Below are 25,489 nucleotides of genomic sequence, written 5' to 3'. Positions count from 1 at the left end.
CATTGCTAATTTTTTTTAACCATTTAAATTTTAAAAATTGAGAAGACGCGATTTTTTATATATGACCGGTGTGGGCCTAACGGCTACAATGGTGCAGGGCATGCCCGCGTTTGGTCGCCAGATAACTGTCGAAGAAGCATTGACTCCTGTCGATGTGCAGCTTAAAAAGAAAATGGCCGATATTGCGTTAAATGCTGCGCGATCGAAAGGTGCCAGCTATGCGGACGTCAGGATCGGCCGCTACTTAAATCAGGTGGTATCTACCCGAGAGACCCGTGTTGATAACATCTCCAATGCAGAATCTTATGGACTGGGCGTACGGGTAATCGCGAATGGCAGTTGGGGCTTTGCTGCTACCAACAACATGGATAACGATAGCATCGCCAAAGCAGCAGAGATAGCGGTAGCCATCGCCAAAGGAAATGCAAAGCTCCTCACAGAAAAAGTACAGCTAGCTCCACAAAAGGGTTTCGGCGAAGTAAGCTGGAAAACACCCATAGAAATTAATGCCCTCGAAGTGCCGATTCCTGAAAAAGTCGCAATGTTGCTCGAAGTAAACAAAGAAGCGATGAAGGCAGGAGCTAAGTTTGTGAATTCAAATCTGTTCATGATCAATGAACAAAAATATTTTGCATCAACAGACGGTTCTTACATCGATCAGGATATCCACCGCATCTGGCCCAACTTCACGGTAACTAAGGTGGATTCGGCAGGTGGTAAATTCGAAACGCGTAATGCATTGAGTGCGCCGATGGGAATGGGTTTTGAATACCTGCGCCCTAAAGATGAAGAGAAAATTAAGGGTGGCCCGGTTACGATGTATAAGAAACGCTATGACATACTTGAAGATGTTAAAGAAGCCGTAGCGCACGTAGAGGAGAAACTTAAGGCTAAACCGATTGCTCCGGGAAAATATGACCTGGTTCTGGATCCTTCGCATTTATTCCTGACCATCCATGAATCTGTTGGACACCCTACAGAGCTGGATCGTGTACTGGGTTACGAAGCCAACTATGCTGGAACAAGCTTCCTTACGCTCGATAAGTGGGAAAGTAAGAAGTTTAATTTTGGAAGTAAGCAGGTTAATATTATTGCAGATAAAACACAACCGGGCTCACTGGGTGCTGTGGGCTATGATGATGAAGGTGTGAAATGTGGTAAATGGGATATTATCAAAGATGGTATCCTTGTTAACTATCAGACTATCCGCGATCAGGCACATATCCTGGGGCTCAAAGAATCTCAAGGCTGTTGTTATGCAGATAGCTGGGACAGCATTCAGTTCCAGCGCATGCCAAACGTTTCGCTTGCGCCAAGTAAAGAAGCACTTAGCGCAGCTGATATGGTGAAGAATGTAGAAAAGGGGATCTATATGTTCGGACGTAATTCCTATTCCATTGATCAGCAACGTTATAATTTCCAGTTCAGCGCACAGCTGGCCTATGAGATTAAAGAAGGTAAGATCGTGGGTATGTTCAAGGATGCCGCATATCAGGCCAACACACAGGAATTTTGGAATTCCTGCGTGAAATGCTGTGGTCAGGATGATTTTCGCTTAGGTGGTACCTTCTCTGATGGTAAAGGACAACCTGGACAGGCTAGCGCGGTCTCGCATGGTAGTGCTACAACAAGATTTAATGGCGTCAACGTAATCAATACCGGACGCAGAATAGGCTAGTAAACTATGCAGGAATTTGGTATTTTAGCTTTCTTCTTGAAAGTTAAAATACCATTTTTTATTTATGACCGAGACCATTATCCCTTATTTGGGCATCGTAATCGTAATTCTGTTGCTCGTAACACTGGCGCAGAAAATAAAGATCGCCTATCCTGTGATGCTTGTTGTTGGCGGTTTGCTCATTAGCTTACTGCCCGGTCTGCCGCAGATTAAAATTAATCCGGAACTTATTTTTATTGTTTTCCTTCCTCCATTACTGTACGATGCAGCATGGGAAACGTCATGGAAAGATCTTTGGCGATGGAGGAGGGTGATTACCAGCTTCGCCTTTCTTGTTGTGCTGGCTACCTCACTCGTAGTTGCACTGGTTTCTAATATGGTGATCCCCGGTTTTACACTTGCGCTGGGTTTTTTACTAGGTGGTATTGTCTCTCCGCCGGATGCCGTATCTGCAAGTGCAATCCTCAAAACCGTCAAAGTTCCCAAACGGATATCTGCTGTAATAGAAGGCGAAAGCCTGCTTAATGATGCTTCCAGCTTAATCGTTTTTCGCTTTGCCCTGCTGGCGGTAAATACAGGTACATTTGTATTTCATAAAGCTGCAGCGGATTTTGTCCTGGTTATTGCATTGGGGATTTTAATTGGCGTACTTGTCGGACTGCTATTTTATTACCTCCACAAATGGTTGCCTACCGACTCAAATGTTGATGTGATCCTAATGTTGCTGGCGCCTTATGTCATGTATATAACCGCAGAAAGCTTCCATTTCTCGGGGGTGCTGGCGGTGGTAAGCGGCGGACTTTTCCTCTCTGCACGCAGTCACTCCTTTTTATCCCATAAAAGCAGGCTCAGAGGGTCCAACGTATGGTCGGCATTCAGTTTCTTTTTAAACGGTCTTGTTTTTATGCTGATCGGCCTTGAGCTACCTGAAATTGTTGGTGGTCTGGGCGGCGTCAGCCTGAAATCAGCTATAGGCTACGGCCTGCTCATTACCGCAGTGCTGGTGGTTACTAGAATTATCTTTTTCCTCGGTACCTCAGCGTTCACAACATTCATCAGCAGGTATATCAAAACTGCCGATAGCAGACCGGGTTGGCGCGGGCCATTAATTGCTGGCTGGGCAGGTATGCGAGGGGTGGTATCTTTGGCTGCGGCATTGTCCATTCCGATTTTCCTGACTGATGGGACTGCCTTTCCACAACGTAATCTGATTTTGTTTATCACTTTCACCGTTATTCTCCTTACGCTGGTGGTGCAGGGACTTACTTTGCCATTTGTAATACGCTGGGTACATATGAAGGATCCGGATCACTATAATTCTGATAAAGAGCAGGCGGATGAAATTCGTAGGAATCTCGCTGAGCAGAGCTTGAGTTATCTACGCGAACATCATGCGGAAAGCCTCGAGGTAAATACTTCCTTGCAGGAGCTAACAGCCAAACTGGAAACTGATCTTAACTTAAGTGATGAAGAAACAGGGGCACACCATGAAGAATTTAAGCAAGTTTATCTCCGGATGCTCGACGACCAGCGGCTAGCACTGCTGGAGATGAACAAAAAGCCTGAAACGGATGAGGCTGTGATCAGAAAATACCAGGGATTGCTGGATATTGAAGAAGAAAAAATAAGATTGAAGTATGATTAGTGCTCAATTTTAACAAAAAACTAGTATTTGAAATCCAAAATCTTGCTTTACGCAAAATAAGATACATACTAATCTCTTTTATTTTTATATTTAGGCACCTAACAACCTAAATAACAAAAACTTGAAACGTAGAAATTTTATTTATCTGACTGGAGTGGGGGCCGCCGCGGCAATGCTTCCTGCTATCCCGGTCTGGGGTAATGAGATACCCTTTGAGAAGTCGCTGGAGTATGTTGATCCCGCTTCGAAAAAAATAATTGCTGATGTGGCTTTAAACGCTGCACGAAGCAAAGGGGCCACATATACCGATGTCCGCATTGGCAGATATCTGAATCAATATGTAGTTACCCGCGAAGATAAAGTAGAAAACCTGGTTAATACCGAATCTTACGGTGTAGGGATCCGCGTAATTGCCAACGGATCCTGGGGCTTTGCTGCCACCGATAAGATGGACAAAGATTCTATCGCCAAGGCTGCTGAACTTGCTGTTGCTATTGCCCGCGAAAATTCAAGACTCCTTGCTGAGCCCGTGAAGCTTGCTCCACAAACAGGCTATGGCGAGGTGAGCTGGAAAGCGCCAATAGAGAAAAATGCCTTTGAAATTCCAATCAAGGAAAAGGTGGATCTGCTGCTTTCGGTAAACGATGCAGCAATGAAAGGCGGTGCCGATTATATCAACTCTATCCTTTTTATGGTGAATGAGCAGAAGTATTTTGCCTCTTCAGACAACTCCTATATTGATCAGGACATTCACAGAATCTGGCCTACTTTCTTTATCACCAAAATCAATAAAGAGACCGGCAAATTTGAAACCCGGAATGCGCTGAGTGCACCAACCGGAATGGGGTATGAATATCTGGATGCCAAGCCTGAACATAAAATTCATACCGCTGCGGGAACAGTCTACAAAGGGCGATACGATATGTTAGAGGATGCCCGTCAGGGCGCTACACAGGTTGCCGATAAGTTGAAAGCCAAATCTGTGGAACCTGGAAAATATGATCTTGTTCTCGATCCGTCGCATCTATGGTTAACGATTCATGAGTCCTGCGGACATCCTACTGAACTCGATAGGGTACTTGGTTATGAAGCCAACTTTGCCGGTACAAGTTTTCTTACCCTCGATAAATGGGAGTCAAAGAAATTTAATTATGGAAGTAAAGTGGTCAACATCACGGCCGACAAAACAGAAAAAGGATCTTTAGGCGCTGTAGGATATGACGATGAGGGGGTTAAATGTGGTAAGTGGGATATCATTAAAGAAGGTATTCTGGTAAATTATCAGGCGATCCGGGATCAGGCACATATCATTGGGCTCGACCATTCACAAGGATGCTGCTATGCTGATAACTGGAGTAGTGTGCAGTTTCAGCGCATGGCAAATATCTCGCTGCAGCCTGGTAAACAGCCACTGACGGTAGATGATCAGATCAAAAATGTGGAAAAGGGAATCTATATTGTTGGCGATGGATCATTCTCCATCGATCAGCAGCGTTATAACTTCCAGTTCGGTGGTCAACTTTTCTATGAAATTAAGGCAGGAAAGATTGTGGGTATGCTTAAGGATGTAGCCTATCAATCCAATACTCAGGAGTTTTGGAATTCGTGCGTTGCCGTATGTGATCAGCGGGACTATCGCCTGGGTGGTTCTTTCTTTGACGGGAAAGGGCAACCTTCGCAGTCAAGCGCAGTATCGCACGGTTCAGCAACTGCGCGTTTTAAAGGGGTCAATGTAATTAACACAGCAAGAAAAATCGGATAAATTATGCCTATATTAACTAAAGAAGAGGCTAAAGCACTTTTAACTAAAGTACTCAGCTACTCAAAAGCAGATGAATGTGAGGTAAATATCAATGGTTCTGATGGTGGAAATATTCGATATGCACGTAACTCAGTAAATACAAGTGGAGCGATAAGCACCACCAGCCTCGTTGTTAGTTCTTCCTTTGGAAAGAAGTCTGGCGTGGCAACGATCAATGAATATGATGATGCCTCGCTCGAGAAAGTTGTAAGACGCTCGGAGGAATTGGCTAAACTGGCACCGGAAAATCCGGAGTACATGCCCTTTTTACCCCAGCAGGAATACGGGCCTGAATCACCAACGTTTTCGCCGGTAACGGCAAAAGTAGGCCCTAAAGAACGCGCGGATGCTGTTGCTCAAAGTCTGCAGGTATCAAAGGATGCCAAGCTGAACGCTGCCGGATTTCTTGAAAACAGCATGGGCTACAGTGCAATGATGAATAGCAAGGGGTTGTTTGCCTACAATACCTCTACAGACCTGGCATTCAATATCACCATGCGCACCTCAGATGGAAAGGGGTCCGGTTATGCTACGCGCGGCTACACAGATTTCAGTAAACTTAATGCTGGGAAGGATACTGCTGTAGCGGCAAAAAAAGCGGTCGCCTCGGTAACGGCAAAAGCAATAGAGCCCGGAAAATATACAGTGATTCTTGAGCCTACCGCTGTGGCCGTGATGCTGGAAAATATATTCTTTGATATGGATGCCCGCCAGGCGGATGAAGGGCGGAGCTTCATGAGTAAACCCGGTGGTAAAACCAGACTTGGCGAGCAACTCGTGGATCCACGTGTAAATATTATGTCGGATCCATGGAATAAAGAATTGCCCGGAGCAACATGGTCTGGTGATGGACGTGCTCAGCAAAAGGTGAATTGGATAGAGAAAGGGGTAGTGAAGAATTTATATACCTCCCGATACTGGGCGGCAAAAACAAATATAAAGCCTATTCCATTTCCTGGTGGATTGATCATGGAGGGGGGAACAAAAACCCTGGAAGAATTGATTAAAGGTACAGAAAAAGGAATTTTGGTTACCCGTTTATGGTATATCAGAACAGTAGATCCACAAACGCTGCTGCTTACGGGGCTCACACGCGACGGTACTTTCTATATCGAGAACGGCGAGATCAAGTTCCCTGTTAAGAACTTCCGCTTTAACGAAAGCCCGGTCATCATGTTAAATAACCTCGATGAAATGGGAATTCCTGAGCGCACGGTTAGCGCAGAGAGTAATGCAAATTACCTGTTGCCGCCACTTAAAATCAGGGATTTTACTTTCACCTCCTTATCGGATGCGGTCTAGTAAACAGAAAAAGAGATTGCCAAACAGGCAATCTCTTTTTTTTATACGATTACAGCTTTAAATTTCGGAGCGCGTCGCTTGTTACTGGCTTGCTCGTAAGCATAGGCAAGTTGAATTAATTGTGGCTCAGCATAGGCTGTACCTACAAATGACAAACCCATTGGCAACTCGTTAAAATGACCCATAGGTACTGTAATGTGTGGATATCCTGCCCTTGCTGCGGGAGCAGAGAAAGAAAACCCATTGTCATAATCTCCGTTGATCAAATCAATGCATACTGCAAATCCATTGGTAGGCGCAATGATGGCGTCAAGTTGTTTTTCTTTTAACAAGGTATCTATTGCTATCCTTGATGTTCCCTGCGATTTTGCCAGGGCATCCACATATTCTTTACTATCCAGGCCTCCTTTTTTCTGGGCCTGCTCCAGGGTCTCCTGCTTAAAGAATGGCATTGCCTTGTCTTCATTGTTATTGTTGTAGTCAATCAGGGAGCCCAGGGATTTGATCTTTGAATTTGATGTGCGCAGGTATGCGTTAAGGCCATCCTTGAATTCGTAAAGCAGTACCTGGAACTCTGCATTCCCAACACCACGAAGCGACTTCAGTAACTCCACCTCTACAACTTCGGCACCCTGCTCTTTTAAGGTGACGATGGCCGCTTTTAGTAGTTTAACCATCGCAGGATTCCCATCAAGGGCGGTCTTTTCTATCCCCAGTCTTTTTCCTTTTAATCCGTTTTTATCCAGGTAAGCCGTGTAATCTGTTTTTGTTTTTCCAGCGCTTTCTTTAGTGTAGCGGTCATTGGCATCGATGCCGGTAAGCGCACCAAGTAGGGTCGCGGCATCGGCAACGGTTCTTGCCATTGGTCCCGCGGTATCCTGTGTGATGGATATTGGAATAATTCCAGTGCGACTTAGCAGTCCAACCGTAGGTTTGATACCTACAAGACCGTTCACAGAAGCAGGCGAAACTATCGACCCGTCAGTTTCTGTCCCTATCGATACTGCGCAAAGGTTGGCTGCCGTAGCAGAACCTGATCCTGCACTGGATCCACTCGGGTTGCGGTCAAGAACGTATGGGTTTTTTGTTTGTCCCCCGCGACTGCTCCATGCACTCGTAGAGTTGGAAGACCTGAAGTTTGCCCATTCACTTAAATTGGTTTTTCCCAAAATGACGGCACCCGCTGCACGTAACTGGGTGATGATGAAAGCATCTTTACCAGCATGATTGTCAGCAAGCGCAATAGATCCTGCAGTAGTCAGCATCCGATCTCCGGTATCTATGTTATCTTTAATCAATACTGGAATTCCATGCATCGGACCACGCAATTTTCCTGCTGCCCGTTCTTTATCCATGCTGTCAGCAATACTCAGCGCGTCTTTGTTTAATTCTATTACTGCATTTAATGCGGGACCTGATTTATCTATAGCCGCAATACGCTTCAGGTAGAGTTCCGTGATTTTTCGTGAGGTCCATACACCGCCTTTCATCTTTTCCTGTAACCCGGCAATCGTAATCTCGTCTAACTCAAAAACGTCGACTGCAGCAAGCGTACGTTCTGCTGAGGTGGTAGGATGTACAAGATTTGCAGTGGCGCCTAAGCAACTGATGCTCAACGCAGCAAGTGAGCCTGTCTTGATGAAATTTCTTCTTTGCATAACGTGGATTAAATAAACCTCAATTAACAAAATAATAAACGGTTTATGAAAGTAATCAATCTATATTTAATACAAAACGTCTACGAATGTAACTATGACTGAATACGAACAAAAGATAAGTGTTGAATTGAAACAGTGGCAACGAAAGATTACAAAAGATCCTTCCTTTGCAGACAGGCTTTCTAAGCAGGTACAGGATAAAATGAGTGGCATTATTCCGGAGAAAGTTCATCAGGCTGTCACTTTTATGGTAGAGAAGATGTTTAAGCTGATGCTCTATGGCGCCGAATACCTGACCGGCGAAATGCCAGATCCGCAATCGACGCTGCTTTGGCGCGAAGCTTATGTTAAACAAACTATCAAAGATTACCAGAAGACTGCCGGTGTTGAAGGTGCTGTAACTGGTGCCGGTGGAATCTTGATGGGTATAGCTGACTTCCCTGTGCTGGTTGGTATCAAATTAAAAATGCTCTTTGAGATTTCAAGGTTATATGGCTACGATGTTGGCGACTACCGCGAAAGACTCTTTATGCTTTACATTTTTCAGCTGGCCTTTTCCAGTCAACATAACCGCCCACAGGTCTACAAGATTTTGGAAAACTGGCAGGCTTATGCGGATTTGTTGCCGAAAGATCCTGCAGCATTTGATTGGCGTAGCTTTCAGCAGGAATACCGCGATTATATAGATCTGGCCAAAATGGCGCAACTAATTCCAGTAGTTGGTGCTGCGGTAGGAGCAGTAGCTAATTATAAACTGATCGATAAACTTGGTGCTACCGCGATGCAATGCTACCGCATGCGTAAGCTTGATGACGGCTTAAAATTAGAAAATCAATAAATTATATACATAATTTTCTTAGGTATATAAAAATAGTGATATATTTGATTATGGCAATCCGGAACGAACTTTTTAAAGGTACCCTGCAAACCATTATCCTCAATCTTTTGGAAGAGAATGGCAGAATGTATGGCTACGAAATCACGCAAAAGGTAAAGACTATTACTCAGGGTGACCTATTACTTAAAGAAGGTGCTTTGTATCCTGCATTACATAAACTTGAAGCTGAAGGTTTGTTGGAAACTATGGTGGAGGTAGTGGATAACAGGGTTCGTAAATATTACCTGCTTTCTGAAGAAGGAAAGACAGAGGTAGTAAGCAAACTTCAGGAAGCCAGAGAATTTATTAACAATCTGCAATTGTTACTCAACCTTAAACCGCAACTGAAATGATACTGACTGAAACACAAAAAACGGAGATTAGGGAGTTTATCGGGACTGTGCCTAAATATCAGGAAACCTATGATGAACTGTATGATCATATCCTGAGTTCTTTAGGTACGCTTGAAAATGAAAATTACAATATAGATCTGGTGGCAAGGATTGTTAACCAAGACTTCGGTGGGTTTAAAAAAATTGTCTGCGTAGAAGCGGATTACAATAAGCAGGCAATGAAAAATGTGATGCGGGATTTGCGTCAGGAAATGAAACAGCAATTCTATTTCCCCGAGCTCTGGAAAACATTGATAATTTTAGCCTTATGTGTCATAATTTATAACTATTCGTCCGGTGATTTTAAAGTAATCAGGATCATATTTGGATCAGTAATGCTGGCGAGCTTTACACCAATGGTCTACTACTGGGGTAACCGATTGTTGTTTAAGAAAAAAGGGAGTCGCCCGTCCATTAAGGATGGCGGTTTTGCACAACAGTCGATGATGCTGATGCAGGTCGCTTATGCGCCATTTTTTATATTTATAGATAAGGATGCGCTCTTACAAGTCACCTATCCAACCGCACTGATCGTTACTTTGTTCATGTTTTTTTTCTCGAGCATCTACATTCGGTCTTATTTCCGACTTTACAACAGAAACGTAAAAATACTGCTGTCACGATAAATTCTTACTACATTTAAGGTATGCCTTCTTTAAAAAGTCTTCCTTCTCCATTAAGCATTCTGATGCTGGTTATTGTATGCGCAGCCTTGGCAACATGGCTTATCCCTTCAGGAAAATACAATACACTGGCCTACACGGAGGGAGATTCTACATTTGCCTATACTGGAAAAACCGGCGTGCATAGTTTGCCATTTACGCAAAAAACGCTTGATAGTCTGCATGTCCTGATTACGCTTGATAAGTTTGCCGCGGGAAACATCCGTAAACCTGTTTCGGTGCCTGGGACTTTTTATAACCTCCCTAAAAATAGTCAGGGCATTATACAGATTCTTACTGCTCCGGTCAAAGGAATCTATGATACAATTGATATTATCTTGTTTATCCTGTTCACAGGTGGATTCATCAATGTTTTTTATGCTACAGGTGCAATGGAAGCTGGTTTGAAAAACCTTTCTGCGCGCATGCATGGTAAAGAAGCATGGCTTATTATTATTCTGGGCTTTCTTTTTTCTTTTGGCGGTGCCTCTTATGGCATGGCAGAAGAAGCTTTTGCTTTTTACCCTATTATGGTGCCGTTGTTCCTCGCTGCGGGTTACGACTTAATAGTTCCTGTCGCTGTTCTTTTTGGCGGCACTCAACTTGGTACACTTTCCTCTTTCAGTAATCCTTTTTCTACTATTATCGCATCCAACGCCGCAGGTATCAACTGGGCAGACGGACTTTACGGGAGGCTGATCATGTTTGCCATAACTACTGGAGTCTTTATCTGGTATGTGGTACGCTACGCGGAGAAAGTGAAGCGAAATCCACAAGCCTCATTGGTCTACAGGTATGACGGATTGGTGAGCAGTCCTTTCCCAACACTTGGTCAGTCCGATGTGAAAGAAGGAAGAAATACAAAAAATACCGTGTTGCTCTTACTGTTCCTTGCTACGTTCCTGATGCTCATCGCTGGTGTGGTGGTGCTTAAATGGTGGTTGCCCGAGATGTCTGTCTTATTCCTTTCCTCATCAATCCTGGTTGCAGTAATCACCCGTATGGGGGAGAAAGAATTCCTCGCTAAATTTATCAAAGGTGCCGAAGGCTTGCTCGGTGTTGCTTTTTTAATTGGTACGGCGCGTGGTGTTACTTTGATTTTGAATGATGGGAATATCAGTGACAGCATTTTGTTTTATGCCTCTGGCCTGGTTGATACCTTGCCGCCACCCATATTTATCGTTCTCATGCTGTTTATCTATATGATATTTACCATATTTATTTCCAGTTCGTCGGGTATGGCTGTTGTCACAATGCCAATTATGGGTTCCCTGGCGATGATGACGGGCGTTCCGGGAAGGGAGGTAGTGAATAGCTATCTGTATGGAATGGGCATCATGGGGTTCGTTACGCCAACCGGGCTGATCCTTCCTTCATTGGCGCTGGTTAACGTAAGCTTGAAGGCATGGTGGCGTTTTATCTGGCCGCTGATGCTGATATTAATTCTGATTTGCGTGCTTTCCCTTATTATTGGTATCAAGCTTTAGGCTGCGGTTCAGGTATTGCTGTAAATCGGAAGTTCGTTTTTCAACAGGCAGGACCTTAAATTCTTTATAACTGTTCATCACATAAAACATGAGGTCGTCCTTATCCAGCTTATCGAGCTCTTTTAATGTTGGGCGGTACAAAACCATGAAATGATCAAGCTCTTCACCCTTTAACGGTGTGTAAGACTTGACCAGTACTTCGTTAAAACGCGCATCAATCTGCAGTTCTGTTTTTTCCTGCTCCAGTCGGCGTTTAAATTTTCTGGCCGATTTACCCTCTTTACTGAAATATTTAGAGGGGTAAAAAGTAAGCGGTTTGTTCTGCTCTATTTTTAATGCGTTTGCTTTACGGTATACATCAGCATACTGCACTTCAGGATTGAAATTTTCACCCTTAATGGTCACGTTTTTCAGGAAAGTTGTATTGATGTACAGATACCTTTTGATTGGTCTGGTATCGATCAGCAATAAGGTGTCCGTAAGGTAGCCTGGCTGGGTAAAGATGAGCACCTGACCTGCAGCCGCACTTATTTTGAAAGCTCCCTTATTATCCGTTTCTGTATGCTGTCGGGTAGTGCTGTTGGTTACCATAACGCCACTCAGTATTTGAGAACTTGCCCTGTCGGCAACGGTACCGCTGATTTGTTGGGCCTGTGCGATATTTGTGATGAATATAGCTAGCAACAAGAAGATAACATTTCGGAACATAACTAAAGGTACTCCTTCCCGGTGGATGCCGCTAATTTTTTACATATTTTAACATCCACTAACAAACATCAGACGCATAGTGCTTGTTAATTTAATATGAGTTCGACAGATAATAACAAGATCCTGATCAAGGAATTAACGGATTTGATTTTAAAAGGAAATGCACATGCATCTCTGGAAGATGCGCTGGCAGATATCCCATTAAAAGATATAACTGTAGCGCCCGATAATTTGCCTTATAACATTTGGCAACTTACAGAACACATCCGCATCACGCAGTGGGACATTGTAGAATTTTGTATTGATCCAAATCATAAGTCGCCTAAATGGCCTGAAGAGTACTGGGTAAAACCGGTAGAGCAGGTTACTGCAGCACAATGGGAGGAAAGCATTGCGCAGATCAAGGCCGACAGAGAACGGTTCCTGGATTTGCTGAAGCATGCGGATCTTTTTAGCCCCTTGCCGCATGGAAGTGGCCAGAATGTCCTCAGGGAAGCATTACTAATCGCTGACCATACCTCTTACCATCTGGGCGAGGTTCTTATTTTACGCCGTTTGCTGAACAACTGGAAATCTTAAAAAAAAGCTATCTTGTTGACGTTTTTACAACGATCAGCAGATGGGTACAATTTTACCGGAGAAAAATAAGATAGGTCTATGGACAAGCACTTCGCTTGTAGTAGGCAATATGATTGGTGCGGGGGTGTTCCTGATGCCGGCAGCACTGGCCTCTTACGGAAGCATCAGTCTGCTTGGTTGGATGTTCTCTGCCATAGGATCCTTTTTTCTTGCGCGCGTATTTGGCAATTTAAGTAAGCTTGCCCCACAGGTTACAGGTGGTCCTTATGGTTATACACGTCTTGGTTTAGGGGATTTTGCAGGATTTCTCGTCGCCTGGGGCTATTGGATCTCTACAGCTTGTGCCAATGCTGCCATTACGATATCTCTCGTTAGTGCGCTCAGCACTTTTTTTCCTGTGCTTTCCGGGAACGCGGTGTATTCAGTATCGACAGGCCTTCTCGCCATCTGGCTGCTCACCTGGATTAACACCAGGGGAGTGGTTGTGTCAGGGAAAGTCCAGCTGTTTACCACTATCCTCAAATTAGCTCCCTTGTTTGTAATTGCCGTTGGCGGACTATTTTTTATAAGGCTGGAAAACTTCCAACCCTTCAACAGCAGCGGCACCTCAATATGGTCGGCCATACAGGCCACAGCAACCTTCACTATGTTTGCCTTTGTAGGCATAGAATGTGCATCTATTCCTGCCAGCACTGTCGATAATCCTGCTAAGACTATTGCCAGGGCAACAATGCTGGGGCTGCTTATTGCGGCGCTGGTCTATATCCTTGGGAGTGTTTCTTTGATGGGGATCCTCTCGCCAGCACAACTTAAAAACTCTGTTACGCCATATGCCGACGCTGCCGTATTGATGTTTGGGCCGACAGCGAAATATTGGGTAAGTGCTGGAATTGCCATTGCCGCTTTTGGTGCACTAAATGGCTGGATTCTGATTCAGGGACAAATGCCATATGCAATTGCAAAAGACAAACTCTTTCCGGCAGTTTTTGCTAAAGAAAATAAACGTAAGGTTCCTTACATGGGGATGCTTATCAATAGCGTAGTCGTGTCGTTATTCATGACAATGAATTATACGAAGGGCCTGGTGGAGCAATTTCGCTTTTTGCTGCTGCTTGCTGTATTGACTATTTTTATCCCTTATCTCTTTTCGACAACGGCATATATGCTGATTAACCTGCTGAAAAAGAAAGAAAAAAAAGGCCTGATCTCTGCTGCGTTAATCGCCGTTCCAGCCTTTGCCTACAGTTTGTGGGCTATCGCAGGATGTGGCGAAAAGACCGTTTATTACGGTTTTCTGGTGTTGATGGCTGGAATCCCGTTCTATGTATGGATTGTATATACGAACAAGACAGAGGAACTTTGATCTTGTCCTGATTTACCCCTTTATTAGTCCGCTTTACACCCAGAGGTTCATAGTCCTCATCAGTATATTTGAGTAAACTAAATAAAAAGATATCATGCATATTCTCGTTAAGGTCGTTGTCGTTATCGGCGCAGTAATTATCTTTCTTCTTCTTATTGCCATCTTTGTTAAGAAAGAATATACTGTCGAACGATCACTTGTAATCAATAAACCAAATCAGGAAGTGTATGATTATCTTAAATTTATACGTAATCAGGATTACTACAGTAAATGGGTTATGACTGATCCCAATATGAAAAAAACCTTTACGGGAACGGATGGCACGGTAGGATTTAACTATGCCTGGGATGGTAATGATAAGGCAGGACAGGGCGACCAGCAGATTACTAAACTCGTAAATGGCGAGCAGGTTGATACGGAGATACATTTTATCAGACCTTTCGCGGGACTTGGCTGGGCTTCTATGTTCACCAAGTCGCTACCACAGGGACAAACAGAAGTAGTTTGGCGCATGAAAGGTCGAAACAACTATCCGATAAACCTGATGAATCTAGTAATGGATTCTATGCTCGGGAAAGACATGGATGTTAGCCTTCACAATTTGAAAAATATTTTAGAGAAATAATACAATGGCCAAGTTTAACTTCTACCTCAACTTCAAGGAAAACACTGAAGAAGCTTTTAACTTTTACAAATCCGTATTTGGCGGAGAATTTGAGACCCTGCAAAGATTTGGGGACACACCGCATGCCGGCGATGTTCCAGCAGAACATCATGATAAAATTATGCATGTCTCGCTGCCCCTCCCGGGTGGGGGAGTACTGATGGGAACAGACGATCTTGGTGTAATGGGACGGCCCTTTATTCTGGGTAATAACATCTCGTTGTCGATTGGAGCAGACTCAGAAGCTGAGGCAGACCAGCTTTTTGGAGGCTTATCAGAAGGTGCAACCATAACCATGCCACTTCAAAAAACCTTTTGGGGTGCGTACTTCGGAATGCTGACAGATCGCTTCGGCATCCAATGGATGGTTAACTACGATTACCCGCAAGCTTAATTTGCGCGCTTTCCTGAACCTAACCACATCAACGAATTGATCAGCATCTGATTCTGTTCTTTACTGGAAAATGTTGAGGAGAGCGCTTTTTTACTGTTGTGCTCGTAGTCAATGTCGTTATGTCCCATATTTACATAGACCATTTTATATTTCTTATTGGTCCATACAACCGGGTAATAACCACTATGCCAGATTTCGTATGCTTTAGGGCCTGTTCCCAATGGGAAGCTGCTTGAATCTATCGCCATAAGAATATCGATGTCTTTATTTTTCCTGAGGTCATTTTGCCAACGGTACCATTCATTAGGCGCAGCCTTAAAGGTGCCTGGAAGGCCCTTTGTTATCGGATGCTGCTTGTCTTCTACCTTCAAAATAGCAGATGTTGGTCTCCATGTGTTGCTGCCATAGCCTCCGGATCCTAGAAATATGTTATGATACCAGTTCCAGTCTTCAGGAAAAGTAGAATCCTTTAGTGCAAAAGCAGAAAAATGGAAACCCATCCAGGCGCCGCCATTTTCCATATAAGTTTGGAAAGCTACTCTTTGTTCAGGTGCTTCTGGGCGGGTGTCAAGAAACAGGACCACCTGATATTTAGCAAGCACAGCGGCATTTAAGCTGCTCCAGTTGGTCGTAGAATCGTAACTGAAATTGTATTGCGCTGCTGTTGCGGCAAACCACTTATTTGCCTCATGTACGTAATCAATATGCGCCTGATCAGCTTTTGCGGTAAAAAAAGCCAATACCTTGAACTTTGGTTTTTTACTTTGTGCATTGAGCAGGTTATGTTGTAAGCAGCAAACTGCAATAAACAAAATGATCCGGAATTTTTTTACCGTCAGACAGGAAATTTTCATATTTGGTCAGGCTTTAATCTTAGTTCTAAATTAAACTTTATATTGAATCTTTCCTTAAAAAAAATAACAAAAACATATTGGAAAAATGCACTTTCTTTTTCAATTGTAGTAGGTTTAAACCGATCTGAAATCAAAATAAAACTGTAGATTGCCGTATCCTTACATACCTTTTTCATTGTTATGACTGATCATAAATTGAAAATTCTGTATATTGGAAGCTCTTCAGCCCACCTACAGGGAAACACCATACTCAACAACGATCTTGCTGCCTATGATGTTTCTTTCGTAAACAATCATATAGCATTTTCAGCACGTTTAACAGAATTTCAACCGGATCTCCTTGTTGCTGAATATTCCAGCGATGCGTTCTATGCTGGGAACCCGGATGGAATCAAAGGATATCCTTTTCCTTTACCCTTACTGCTGATTGTGCCCGAGGATCTGGAGGATGAGGTTATAGTGCTCCTGGATAATGGGGTGGATGACTATGTGCTTCGTAATAACAGAAAGAGATTGGCTAAAGCCATAGCCAACCTTGCTGCCAAATCAAGGCTGCAGAAAGGTGGCGAACAGCGGTACAGGTACCTCTTTGATCAGAACCTCTCTGGATTTTATACAAGCTCTGTGAAAGGCCTGCTGCTGGATTGTAACCTTGCTTTTGCCACAATGCTGGGCTATAACTCGCCGGAAGAAATTATTGGAAAACAGGTGATAGATATGTACCAGGTGTCATCAGACCGGCAGGAATTTATTGATGAGCTCATCAAGCACAAGAAACTTAGTAATTATCAAAGTACACTGTTGCGCAAGGATGGCAGTTCTATCCATCTGCTGGAAAACATCTATTTATTTAATGACCCACTTACGTCGGAGGCGCTTTGTCAGGGCGTAATGATCGATATCACCGAATATATCTCGACCAAGGAGAAGGTAGCACGCGCACGATCCCTACTTTCTGAAGCGCAGAAGCTCGCTAAAATGGGTAACTGGAACTACAATATGCGCAAACAAGAGCTTACGCTATCAACAGGTATGCGTGATATTTTAGGGATCAACCACAAAAATAACATTACGGTTGAAGAACTGAAGACGTTTATACATCCCGATGATATACAAATGGTGATCGAAAATATTCTCGGTCTTCCAGGTACAGCCATCAAGGGAGAAAATAATTTCAGAATTTGCAGACCTGATCAGCGGGTAATCAAAGCAGCGAGTGTCAATACTTTTGATTACGATGAGCAGGGAAATGTGCTGCGTTTTTATGGTGTTGTACAGGACCGCTCGGCATTATTGGCTGCTGAGGAAGCGCGTGATCAGATCACTGCTGAGCTAATCAGTCGCAATAAAGCACTGGAGCAGTTTACCTACGTGATATCGCACAACCTCAGAGCCCCGGTTGCCAATATCCGTGCGCTGACAGAAATTTTGGATATGGATCTTGAGGGCAGGAGCAAAGACCTGATTGAGAAAATGGGGGCTTCAGTGCAAAACCTGGATACTATCATCACCGATTTGAACCAGATTTTGCAGATTAAGCAACTCCATAATGCCGTCAAGGAAAAAATTCAGTTTGAAGATCTCATGCGTAGCATTCGCTTAAGTATAAAGAATCTGATAGAAGCAGAACAGGTCACATTTGAGCACAATTTTAACGGGGCTTCAGCGATGATTGCCATCAGGGGATATTTATATAGTATCTTATATAACCTGACATTAAATAGCATTAAATATAGGAAGAAGGATATAAATCCGGTTATAAAAATAAGCACGGTTCAGCATCCTGACTATATCATCCTCAGCTTTCAGGACAACGGGAAAGGGATAGATCTGGTTAAAAATGGCGATAAGTTGTTCGGACTCTATAAGCGCTTTGATACCAGTATTGATGGAAAAGGAATGGGACTCTTTATGGTTAAGACGCAGGTGGAAGAACTTGGCGGGACCATAAGTGCCAGCAGTTCTTTAGGTGAAGGTACAATCTTCACCATGCATTTCCCTTTATAAACATCTAAGACCTTGACCGGCTTTATTTAGTTTTAGATACTGGTACTTTTTTAGCATCTTTTGCTGATGTAACATTTTCTGCTTCAGTGCCTTTGGCTTTTCCTTTGTCTTTCGTTTCTTCTGGGGTCACAGCATTTTTTGCCGTTGCTTTTTCTTTACTCATGGTCTTTTCAGGATAGGTATACAACTAGAACAACCTATCAAATAAATGGTTTTTTCAAAATTCATTTATACCTTCGCCCATTACTAAATACACACATATGAAAAGAATAGTGCACTTGCTACTCTTCGCCATGGTCATCTTTTTTGGCGGCGAAGTTAAAGCAGATGAAGGCATGTGGCTTCCCCTGTTAATTGGGAAAAACTACGAGCAAATGAAGAAACAAGGTTTTAAGCTTACGGCAAAAGACCTGTACAATGCCAATGGGTCGAGCATGAAAGATGCTATTGTCCACTTCGGTGGTTTTTGCACCGGAGAGATTGTGTCAGACAAAGGCCTGATCTTTACCAACCACCATTGTGGCTATGACGCTGCAGCATCCAACTCTACAGCGCAGAACAATATCCTCGACAATGGATTTTATGCAAAAAATTACGGTGAAGAAAAGCCGATCGACGGACTTTGGGTGCGTTTTCTGCAAAAAATGGTAGATGTTACTCCTCAGGTTGAGGCAGCAGTTAAAGGGCTGACCGGTGTTGAAAGAACAACAAAAATGAATGAGACCTTTGCAACTATTGCTAAGGCAGCAGTAACCGGCCCTTCCATTGAAGCTAACGTTAAGGATTTCTACAAAAATAACCAGTTTATCTTGTTCGTCTACGAACGTTTTGATGATATCCGACTGGTAGGTATTCCGCCACAAAGCATTGGTAAATTTGGTGGCGATACCGATAATTGGGAGTGGCCAAGACAAACAGGCGATTTCTCAGTATTCAGGGTTTATGCAGGAAAAGGAAATGTAGCTGCCAAATACAGCGCTGCTAATACCCCTTACGTGCCTAAAAAATTCCTTCCGATCTCTATCAAAGGCGTCAAAAATGGAGACTTTTCTATGGTATACGGTTACCCGGGCCGTACAGACCGTTACTTAACTTCTTACGGAGTGGATCTGGCTACAGAAAAAGTCAACCCCACTACAGTTAAATTACGCGATATCCGCCTTAAAGCATGGAAAGAAGAAATGAATAAAGACGTTGCTGTACGTTTAAGGTTGTCTTCTCAGTATGCAAATATTGCAAACTACTGGAAATATTATATCGGTCAGACTGAGCAGTTAAAAAGTCATAAGGTAGCCGACAGTAAACGTGTGGAAGAAAAAGCATTTACTGCCTGGGCAGGACAAAAAACAGAGTTCAATACTTTAATGGAGCAATATGACGCATTATATAAAACGATCGAGCCTATTGCCATACAGCGTACATATATTACCGAAGGCTTCGGAGCTTCGGCTTTTGTAGCAAGCACCCTGAATATTGGCAACACATTAATTGGTTTAACAACCCAAAGAGGGGATGCTGCATGGCTTGCAGGAATGCAAGCGAAAATGAATGCTGCATTGACAAAATATGAATCTACTTATAATGAGCCTGCAGATAAAAAGATCTTTGCACAGATTCTAGCAAGTTTTTATCAGGATGTACCTGTCAAATCACAGCCCACGTTCTTCGCGCAAATTGCAGAGAAATACTGGACTGGTAAACCCGAAACAACATTTGCTAAATATGCAGATTACCTTTGGGAAAACAGCCAGTTCTTAAAACCCGAAAAGCTCCGTGCTTTTATCGCAACCAACCCATCCGCTGAAGACGTTAAAAAAGATCCCGCGTATCAGTATGCGCTGAACGTAGTGCCCGCTACTTACATCAAAACAAATTTCGGTTCTGTAGTGAGTGATTTCGAAGCTAAAAAAGCAGAACTTGATCATGAATACCTTAAAGGCGTGCTGGAAAAAAATGCCGGGAAAATCATGTACCCTGATGCAAATTCTACCATGCGTATCTCTTTTGGTAACGTACAGAACTACTCGCCTAAAGACGGAATTACCTATAATACTACGACAACAATTGATGGTGTAGTGGCGAAATACGTGCCTGGTGATAGTGAATTCGACTTGCCGCAGTCGCTGATTGAGAACTATAATAAAAAGAACTTCGGACAGTATGGTAACGATGGTACGTTGACTGTTGGTTTTATTACAAATAACGATATCACGGGTGGTAACTCCGGATCTCCAACCATCAATGGCAATGGAGAGCTAATCGGATTAGCTTTTGATGGTAACTGGGAAGCTATGAGTGGAGATATCGCTTTTGATAAACAGTTTAAACGGACCATCAATGTTGATGTGCGTTATGTGCTGTGGTGTATTGATGTACTGGGCGGTGCCAGGAATATCATCAATGAATTGGATATCAGAAAGAATGCTCCTGTAAAAGGAAAATAAAAGTGGCTTATACCATAAAAAAAGCGCCTGATCGTCAAACGATCAGGCGCTTTTTTTATGTGTATTTTTACTGTTGAGGCTTTGCCGCTTTTTCAGCTTCCTTAGCTTTCTTTTTGAAGAATCCTCTGAACAGGAAGTTACTCTGTAATGCTTCCAGATCCTGATCTAACTTATGGCTGCCTGATTGTAGATTCGTCATGATTGCACGTACCTGATCCGCCGTCTTAGGATCGTTTAATAATAATCCTGCAGCGTTATCAGTCTTGTTCAATTTAGAAGTCGCATTGTTAAGGTTCTCAGTCATAGCCGAAGCTGAACGCGCTGTTTTCTGCAGTTCGTTTACCGAAGCCTGCAATCTGGCGAAAACCACCGTGTCTGTTAATAACTTATCAGCAAGGCCATCTTTCGTATTCAGCTTTTTACTAAACTGATCCAGTTCTCTGGCCATTCTGTCTGTAGAAGCAGTTGTTTTCTGCAGGTTGGCAACAATAGCCTTAAAGTTATTGGCGATTTTCTCGTCAGTAAGCAATGCTCCCGCAGTACCTTTACCCGCAACAAGGGCTGCAGATAGTGTTTTGAAGTCACCCGTAATGTCTACCAGATTTTTGTTATTTACCTGAAAGGTCTTCATGATATCATCCGTAGAAAGGGTTGTATTTACTTGCAAACGATCTCCATCTTCTACAAAAGGATACTTAGGATTCCCGCCTTCAATAACGATAATCTTGTTGCCGATCAATCCATCAGAACTGATACTTGCTTTCGCATCTTTATGAATGTATTTATGTGCTTCTTCTTCGATGTTTACAAAAACCTGTACTTGTGATTGTCCGTAAAACTGGATCTTTTTAATAGTACCTATTTTTACGCCGGAATACCACACATTGTTCCCCGCTTTCAATCCTTGAATATCGCTGAACACAACACTCACGGTAAAGCTCTTTACAAAGCTTTTACGTTGCCCACCTAGCGTGAAGATTGCAAGTACAAAAATGAATAAACCTAAAAGGATAAATATGCCTACCGTAATCTGCTTACGGCTGTCTGATTGTGCCATGTTTTATTTGATAAAATTATAATCGTAAAAAGGTTTCACCCTCTCGTCATTTGTGTTAAATACCTCTTCGAAAGTTCCCTGACGTTCAAATTTGCCGTCAAGGAGCATCGCCACGCGGTTGCCTACCTCTTTGGCGCAAGTCAAATCATGTGTGATCACGATCGAACTGGTTTTATAGCGTTCCTGCACTTCGTTAATGAGTTTGTTGATTTCCAGACAGGTAATGGGATCCAGACCTGCTGTAGGCTCATCATAAAGCATGATTTCAGGCTGCAAAATTAATGTTCTTGCAATCCCGATACGTTTACGCTGACCGCCGGAAAGCTCCGAAGGCATTTGGTTTATAGTTTGTAACAAGCCTACGGCATCCAATGTTTCTTCTACCAGCTTATTTACTTCACCTTTTGTCAGGGTTTTGCGGTTGCGGACCAATGGAAACTCCAGGTTTTCTCGTACCGTCATACTATCATATAGTGCGCTGTTCTGAAAAGAAAAGCCCACCTGCAGTCGCAATGCCAGAAGTTCTTTATAAGTTATTTCATCAACAACATTCCCCAGCACTTCTACTTTTCCTGCATCAGGAGTAAGCAGACCAATAATGATTTTAATGAGTACTGATTTTCCTGTACCCGATTTACCAAGTACAACAAGGTTTTCCCCACGATATAAATCAAGGTCTACACCTCTTAATACGTGGTAGTTGCCAAAGGATTTATACAGTCCGTTAATCTGAATTACTTTTTCTGCAGTGGTGTCGGTAAGTGGTTTCTCTCTCATATACTGCTAATTAGGTTCTAAATAAGCCAAAGAACTGTACCGAAATTACTTCTTCGATAAAAATTAAGAACATGGCAATAACTACAGCCGAATTAGCGGCTTTTCCTACACCCTCTGTACCCTTTGAAGAATTGTAGCCCTGATAGCAGCCTACAATGCCGATGGTAAATCCAAATAAGATGGCTTTAATCGTCGAAGCTGTGAAATCAAGAAAGGTGATCTGCTCCAGTGATGATTGGAAAAATGCCCTTGCACTCGTACTCTCAAACATGGATACGTTTAGTAAAGCACCCAGCATACCCACCATGGCGGTATAAAAAGTTAAAATGGGGATGGTGATCGTCGCAGCAAGCACCCTTGTCGATACCAGAAATTTAAAGGGGTTTGTAGCTGATACCTCCATGGCATCAATCTGCTCCGTTACACGCATGGAGCCGAGCTCGGCGCCTATACTTGAGCCTACTTTTCCTGCGGCAATCAATCCGGTAAGCAGGGGAGCCAAAGTTCTCAACAGCGCAATTCCTACCAGTGAAGGAAGCCACGAAGTAGCTCCAAATTCAGAAAGTGAAGGCCTGGACTGCTTGGTAAACACTACTCCGGTAATAAAACCGGTAGTAGATATCAGTAGCGCAGAGCGGTAGCCAATTTCATAACATTGCCTCAAAAGCTCCTTACCTTCATAAGGAGGTAGAAATGCCTCTTTAAAAAAGCGGGCGATGAAGCTGTAGACATTATATAAGGTAATAAACATCCGTCCGAGCGCACTGGGCTTTCGTTCCTCAGGTTCTGGTACGGTAGAAGTTTCTTTAATCTCCATGGATGAGTTAATATTTCAAATCATTTACACGCTAGTAGCAAACCATGCGCCAAGATTTTTGCAAATATATACTCCCAAAAGGTAAAGATTGTAATCTCAGCATAATAATGATAACTATCAGGCATCATTTCTTACCTTTATGTCAATCTAAAAAATGGCACTCTGCTTGCTCTTAGAGAAGATTAAAATTGCATATTGCTTTCCAAACGCTGTGCCCATGACGAAGAATATATTTATAGCCTCTGCAGAGCCGTATACCGGCAAATCCGTAATCGCCTTCGGGCTCGTCAACATGCTGTTGTCCAAGACGAGTAAGGTAGGGTATTTTAAGCCCATCATTGCACAGGAAAATGCAGAAAATAAAGAACAACATATAGAAGCTATCCTAGATTATTTCAATCTTCCGATAAATTATGCCGATACTTTTGCCTTTACCAGACAGCAAATGCTACATCAGGCGGAGTCTGAAAACAGGAGTGAGGTGATCGATACCGTGATCAGTAAGTACAAGAAGATCGAGGAGAACTACGACTTTACGGTAATTGAAGGGAGCGATTTTCTTGGGGAGGGGATCGCCTTTGAGTTTGAATCAAATGTGCTCATTGCCAAAAATCTCGCTGCACCGGTAGTCATCGTGATCACGGGACAAGGAAAAGGTACTGCGCAAGTGGTTAATACAGCCATCAATATTTACAGGAACTTTTTATCACGTGATGTTCAGGTGTTGGGGATCATCGCCAATATGGTGCAGCCGGAGTTTGCCGACGACATCCGTCAGCTGCTAGCAGCGCAGTTGCCGTCAGACCTCATGGTAACGGTGATTCCAATCGACAGCGGATTACAAAGTCCGACTATGAGTGAAATTACCCGCGCGTTGGGAGCGAAGGTGCTTTTTGGAGAGGAGCTGATGGCCAGCCAGGTAGATAACTTCGTTACCGGAGCTATGATGCTGCCAAATTTCCTCAACCACATCAAAGAGAATGTGTTAATCGTTACGCCGGGCGACCGTGGTGATATCATCATCGGAGCACTGCAGGCCAACCAAAGTTCCAACTATCCTAAAGTGGCCGGTATTGTGCTCACTGCAGGCAGCATCCCGGATCAGCCTGTAATGCGGCTGATAGAAGGTCTGCAGACGGTAATTCCGATTATTTCCGTGCAGACCGGGACTTTTGAAACCAGTAATGCTATTGGCTCTATCCATTCCAGGATCACAAAAGACAACCGTAAAAAAATTGAACTGGCTATAGCTGTGTTCGAAAAATATGTAGATATCCAGGCGCTGGATGATAAAATTATAACCTTCCAATCGGAAGGTATTACGCCACATATGTTCCAGTATCAACTGGTGAAGCGGGCAAAGAGCCAGAAGAAACATATCGTGTTACCCGAAGGTAACGACGATCGAATTTTACGTGCTGCCGCACGACTGACGAGTCAGGATTTAGTAGAGCTTACCATTCTTGGCGATGCCGCAGAAATTGGTATCGCAGTGAAGCGGTTGGGTATTAACCTGGACATGAATGCTGTACATGTAGTAAACCCTAAAACGTCGATCAATTACGACGATTATGTAAATACACTATATGAACTTCGCAAGAATAAAAATGTAAACCCTGAGATGGCGAGGGATATGATGACCGATGTTTCATACTTTGGTACAATGATGGTTTATAAAGGGCATGCCGATGGTATGGTTTCTGGTGCGGTACATACCACACAACATACGATTAGGCCGGCATTGCAATTTATCAAAACCAAGCCAGGCGTATCGGTAGTATCTTCGGTTTTCTTTATGTGTTTGCCGGAGCGGGTTGCGGTATTTGGCGACTGTGCCGTTAACCCAAATCCATCCGCAGAAGAGCTCGCTGAGATTGCCATATCTTCGGCAGAAAGTAGTCTGCGGTTCGGAATCGAACCCCGCATTGCGATGTTATCCTATTCCTCAGGAAGCAGCGGCGCTGGTGAAGATGTGGAGCGTGTGCGCGAGGCAACATCGATTGTTAAAAGTAGAAGACCAGACCTGAAGATTGAAGGGCCAATCCAGTACGATGCAGCGGTTGATCCAATAATCGGCCAGCAGAAATTACCGGGCTCTTCGGTAGCGGGCCGCGCCAGCGTGCTTATTTTTCCCGATCTTAATACCGGTAACAATACTTATAAAGCCGTACAGCGTGAAACGGGAGCATTAGCAATAGGGCCGATGCTACAAGGCTTAAATAAACCTATTAACGACTTGAGCAGGGGATGTACCGTAGATGATATTTTCAACACGGTGGTAATTACCGCGATTCAGTGTCAGGACAACTAAAAAATATAAACA

22 protein-coding genes are annotated in these 25,489 nt (G+C 43.4%); 15 read left to right on the top strand and 7 right to left on the bottom strand.

Annotation, left to right across the window (positions count from 1 at the left end; translation table 11 throughout):
• Window positions 1-37 precede the first annotated feature (37 nt).
• The 4 genes from CLV32_RS08855 (at window position 38) to CLV32_RS08840 (ending at window position 6,426) form a co-directional block, all read left to right on the top strand.
• Complete coding sequence (locus tag CLV32_RS08855) at window positions 38-1,678, top strand: TldD/PmbA family protein (protein ID WP_133554544.1); 1,641 nt, start codon at window positions 38-40, stop codon at window positions 1,676-1,678.
• Window positions 1,679-1,742: 64 nt separating this feature from the next.
• Complete coding sequence (locus tag CLV32_RS08850) at window positions 1,743-3,323, top strand: Na+/H+ antiporter (protein WP_133554542.1); 1,581 nt, start codon at window positions 1,743-1,745, stop codon at window positions 3,321-3,323.
• A 121-nt stretch (window positions 3,324-3,444) separates the two neighbouring features.
• Window positions 3,445-5,085, top strand: a complete 1,641-nt coding sequence (locus CLV32_RS08845; RefSeq protein WP_133554540.1) for a TldD/PmbA family protein — start codon at window positions 3,445-3,447, stop codon at window positions 5,083-5,085.
• Window positions 5,086-5,088: 3 nt separating this feature from the next.
• Window positions 5,089-6,426 carry a TldD/PmbA family protein gene (locus CLV32_RS08840; protein WP_208110977.1) on the top strand — a complete coding sequence of 446 codons (1,338 nt, stop codon included), beginning with the start codon at window positions 5,089-5,091 and terminating at the stop codon, window positions 6,424-6,426.
• A 41-nt stretch (window positions 6,427-6,467) separates the two neighbouring features.
• On the opposite strand, the gene CLV32_RS08835 is transcribed toward CLV32_RS08840, so the two are convergent.
• Window positions 6,468-8,084 carry an amidase gene (locus CLV32_RS08835; RefSeq protein WP_133554536.1) on the bottom strand — a complete coding sequence of 539 codons (1,617 nt, stop codon included), beginning with the start codon at window positions 8,082-8,084 and terminating at the stop codon, window positions 6,468-6,470.
• 94 nt (window positions 8,085-8,178) lie between these two features.
• Here CLV32_RS08835 and CLV32_RS08830 point away from each other — a divergent pair, with 94 nt between their 5' ends.
• From CLV32_RS08830 to CLV32_RS08815, 4 genes are read left to right on the top strand one after another with little or no spacing between them, the layout of a single operon-like run.
• Complete coding sequence (locus CLV32_RS08830) at window positions 8,179-8,922, top strand: EcsC family protein (RefSeq protein ID WP_133554534.1); 744 nt, start codon at window positions 8,179-8,181, stop codon at window positions 8,920-8,922.
• Window positions 8,923-8,972: 50 nt separating this feature from the next.
• Window positions 8,973-9,314, top strand: a complete 342-nt coding sequence (locus CLV32_RS08825; protein ID WP_133554532.1) for a PadR family transcriptional regulator — start codon at window positions 8,973-8,975, stop codon at window positions 9,312-9,314.
• Window positions 9,311-9,979, top strand: a complete 669-nt coding sequence (locus tag CLV32_RS08820) for a hypothetical protein (protein ID WP_133554530.1) — start codon at window positions 9,311-9,313, stop codon at window positions 9,977-9,979. The genes CLV32_RS08825 and CLV32_RS08820 overlap by 4 nt, the downstream gene beginning before the upstream one ends.
• Before the next feature lie 20 nt (window positions 9,980-9,999).
• Window positions 10,000-11,502: a YfcC family protein gene (locus tag CLV32_RS08815; RefSeq protein ID WP_133554527.1), complete on the top strand. Its 1,503-nt coding sequence runs from the start codon at window positions 10,000-10,002 to the stop codon at window positions 11,500-11,502.
• Here the strand turns inward: CLV32_RS08815 and CLV32_RS08810 are convergent.
• A complete protein-coding gene (locus CLV32_RS08810) occupies window positions 11,455-12,210 on the bottom strand; it encodes a carboxypeptidase-like regulatory domain-containing protein (protein ID WP_133554525.1) in 756 nt (251 codons plus the stop codon). The genes CLV32_RS08815 and CLV32_RS08810 overlap by 48 nt on opposite strands.
• Before the next feature lie 96 nt (window positions 12,211-12,306).
• On the opposite strand from CLV32_RS08810, the gene CLV32_RS08805 reads away from it, so the two are divergent.
• The 4 genes from CLV32_RS08805 (at window position 12,307) to CLV32_RS08790 (ending at window position 15,210) form a co-directional block, all read left to right on the top strand.
• The gene (locus CLV32_RS08805; RefSeq protein ID WP_133554523.1) at window positions 12,307-12,789 is read left to right on the top strand and encodes a DinB family protein; all 483 of its coding nucleotides are present in this window, start codon (window positions 12,307-12,309) and stop codon (window positions 12,787-12,789) included.
• A gap of 40 nt (window positions 12,790-12,829) precedes the next feature.
• Window positions 12,830-14,152 carry an amino acid permease gene (locus CLV32_RS08800; RefSeq protein ID WP_166641915.1) on the top strand — a complete coding sequence of 441 codons (1,323 nt, stop codon included), beginning with the start codon at window positions 12,830-12,832 and terminating at the stop codon, window positions 14,150-14,152.
• 94 nt (window positions 14,153-14,246) lie between these two features.
• Entirely contained in the window at window positions 14,247-14,777 is a 531-nt protein-coding gene (locus CLV32_RS08795; RefSeq protein ID WP_133554521.1) for an SRPBCC family protein, read from the top strand.
• 4 nt (window positions 14,778-14,781) lie between these two features.
• Window positions 14,782-15,210, top strand: coding sequence for a VOC family protein (locus CLV32_RS08790; protein WP_133554519.1), 429 nt, complete (start codon window positions 14,782-14,784; stop codon window positions 15,208-15,210).
• Here the strand turns inward: CLV32_RS08790 and CLV32_RS08785 are convergent.
• Entirely contained in the window at window positions 15,207-16,064 is an 858-nt protein-coding gene (locus CLV32_RS08785) for a ThuA domain-containing protein (RefSeq protein WP_133554517.1), read from the bottom strand. The two genes, CLV32_RS08790 and CLV32_RS08785, sit on opposite strands and share 4 nt — an antisense overlap.
• Window positions 16,065-16,244: 180 nt before the next feature.
• Between CLV32_RS08785 and CLV32_RS08780 the strand changes: the two genes are divergently transcribed.
• Window positions 16,245-18,071: a PAS domain-containing sensor histidine kinase gene (locus CLV32_RS08780; RefSeq protein ID WP_133554515.1), complete on the top strand. Its 1,827-nt coding sequence runs from the start codon at window positions 16,245-16,247 to the stop codon at window positions 18,069-18,071.
• Between the two features lie 22 nt (window positions 18,072-18,093).
• Here CLV32_RS08780 and CLV32_RS23085 read toward each other — a convergent pair whose 3' ends face one another.
• Complete coding sequence (locus CLV32_RS23085; RefSeq protein WP_166641914.1) at window positions 18,094-18,234, bottom strand: hypothetical protein; 141 nt, start codon at window positions 18,232-18,234, stop codon at window positions 18,094-18,096.
• Between the two features lie 97 nt (window positions 18,235-18,331).
• Here CLV32_RS23085 and CLV32_RS08775 point away from each other — a divergent pair, with 97 nt between their 5' ends.
• Window positions 18,332-20,515, top strand: a complete 2,184-nt coding sequence (locus CLV32_RS08775) for a S46 family peptidase (protein ID WP_133554513.1) — start codon at window positions 18,332-18,334, stop codon at window positions 20,513-20,515.
• A 67-nt stretch (window positions 20,516-20,582) separates the two neighbouring features.
• Here the strand turns inward: CLV32_RS08775 and CLV32_RS08770 are convergent, their stop codons facing one another.
• The 3 genes from CLV32_RS08770 to CLV32_RS08760 are packed head-to-tail and all read right to left on the bottom strand — an operon-like array spanning window position 20,583 to window position 23,100.
• On the bottom strand, window positions 20,583-21,572 hold the full coding sequence (locus CLV32_RS08770) for an MlaD family protein (protein WP_133554511.1): 990 nt from the start codon (window positions 21,570-21,572) through the stop codon (window positions 20,583-20,585).
• A 3-nt stretch (window positions 21,573-21,575) separates the two neighbouring features.
• Entirely contained in the window at window positions 21,576-22,349 is a 774-nt protein-coding gene (locus CLV32_RS08765) for an ABC transporter ATP-binding protein (protein ID WP_133554509.1), read from the bottom strand.
• A 10-nt stretch (window positions 22,350-22,359) separates the two neighbouring features.
• Window positions 22,360-23,100, bottom strand: coding sequence for an MlaE family ABC transporter permease (locus tag CLV32_RS08760; protein WP_394346173.1), 741 nt, complete (start codon window positions 23,098-23,100; stop codon window positions 22,360-22,362).
• 283 nt (window positions 23,101-23,383) lie between these two features.
• On the opposite strand from CLV32_RS08760, the gene pta reads away from it, so the two are divergent.
• Window positions 23,384-25,477, top strand: coding sequence for a phosphate acetyltransferase (pta, locus tag CLV32_RS08755; RefSeq protein WP_133554505.1), 2,094 nt, complete (start codon window positions 23,384-23,386; stop codon window positions 25,475-25,477).
• Window positions 25,478-25,489 lie beyond the last annotated feature (12 nt).

This window comes from Pedobacter duraquae, assembly GCF_004362245.1.
In the GTDB taxonomy this organism is placed as follows: domain Bacteria; phylum Bacteroidota; class Bacteroidia; order Sphingobacteriales; family Sphingobacteriaceae; genus Pedobacter; species Pedobacter duraquae.
This window is presented reverse-complemented; position numbering and strand designations above follow the sequence as displayed.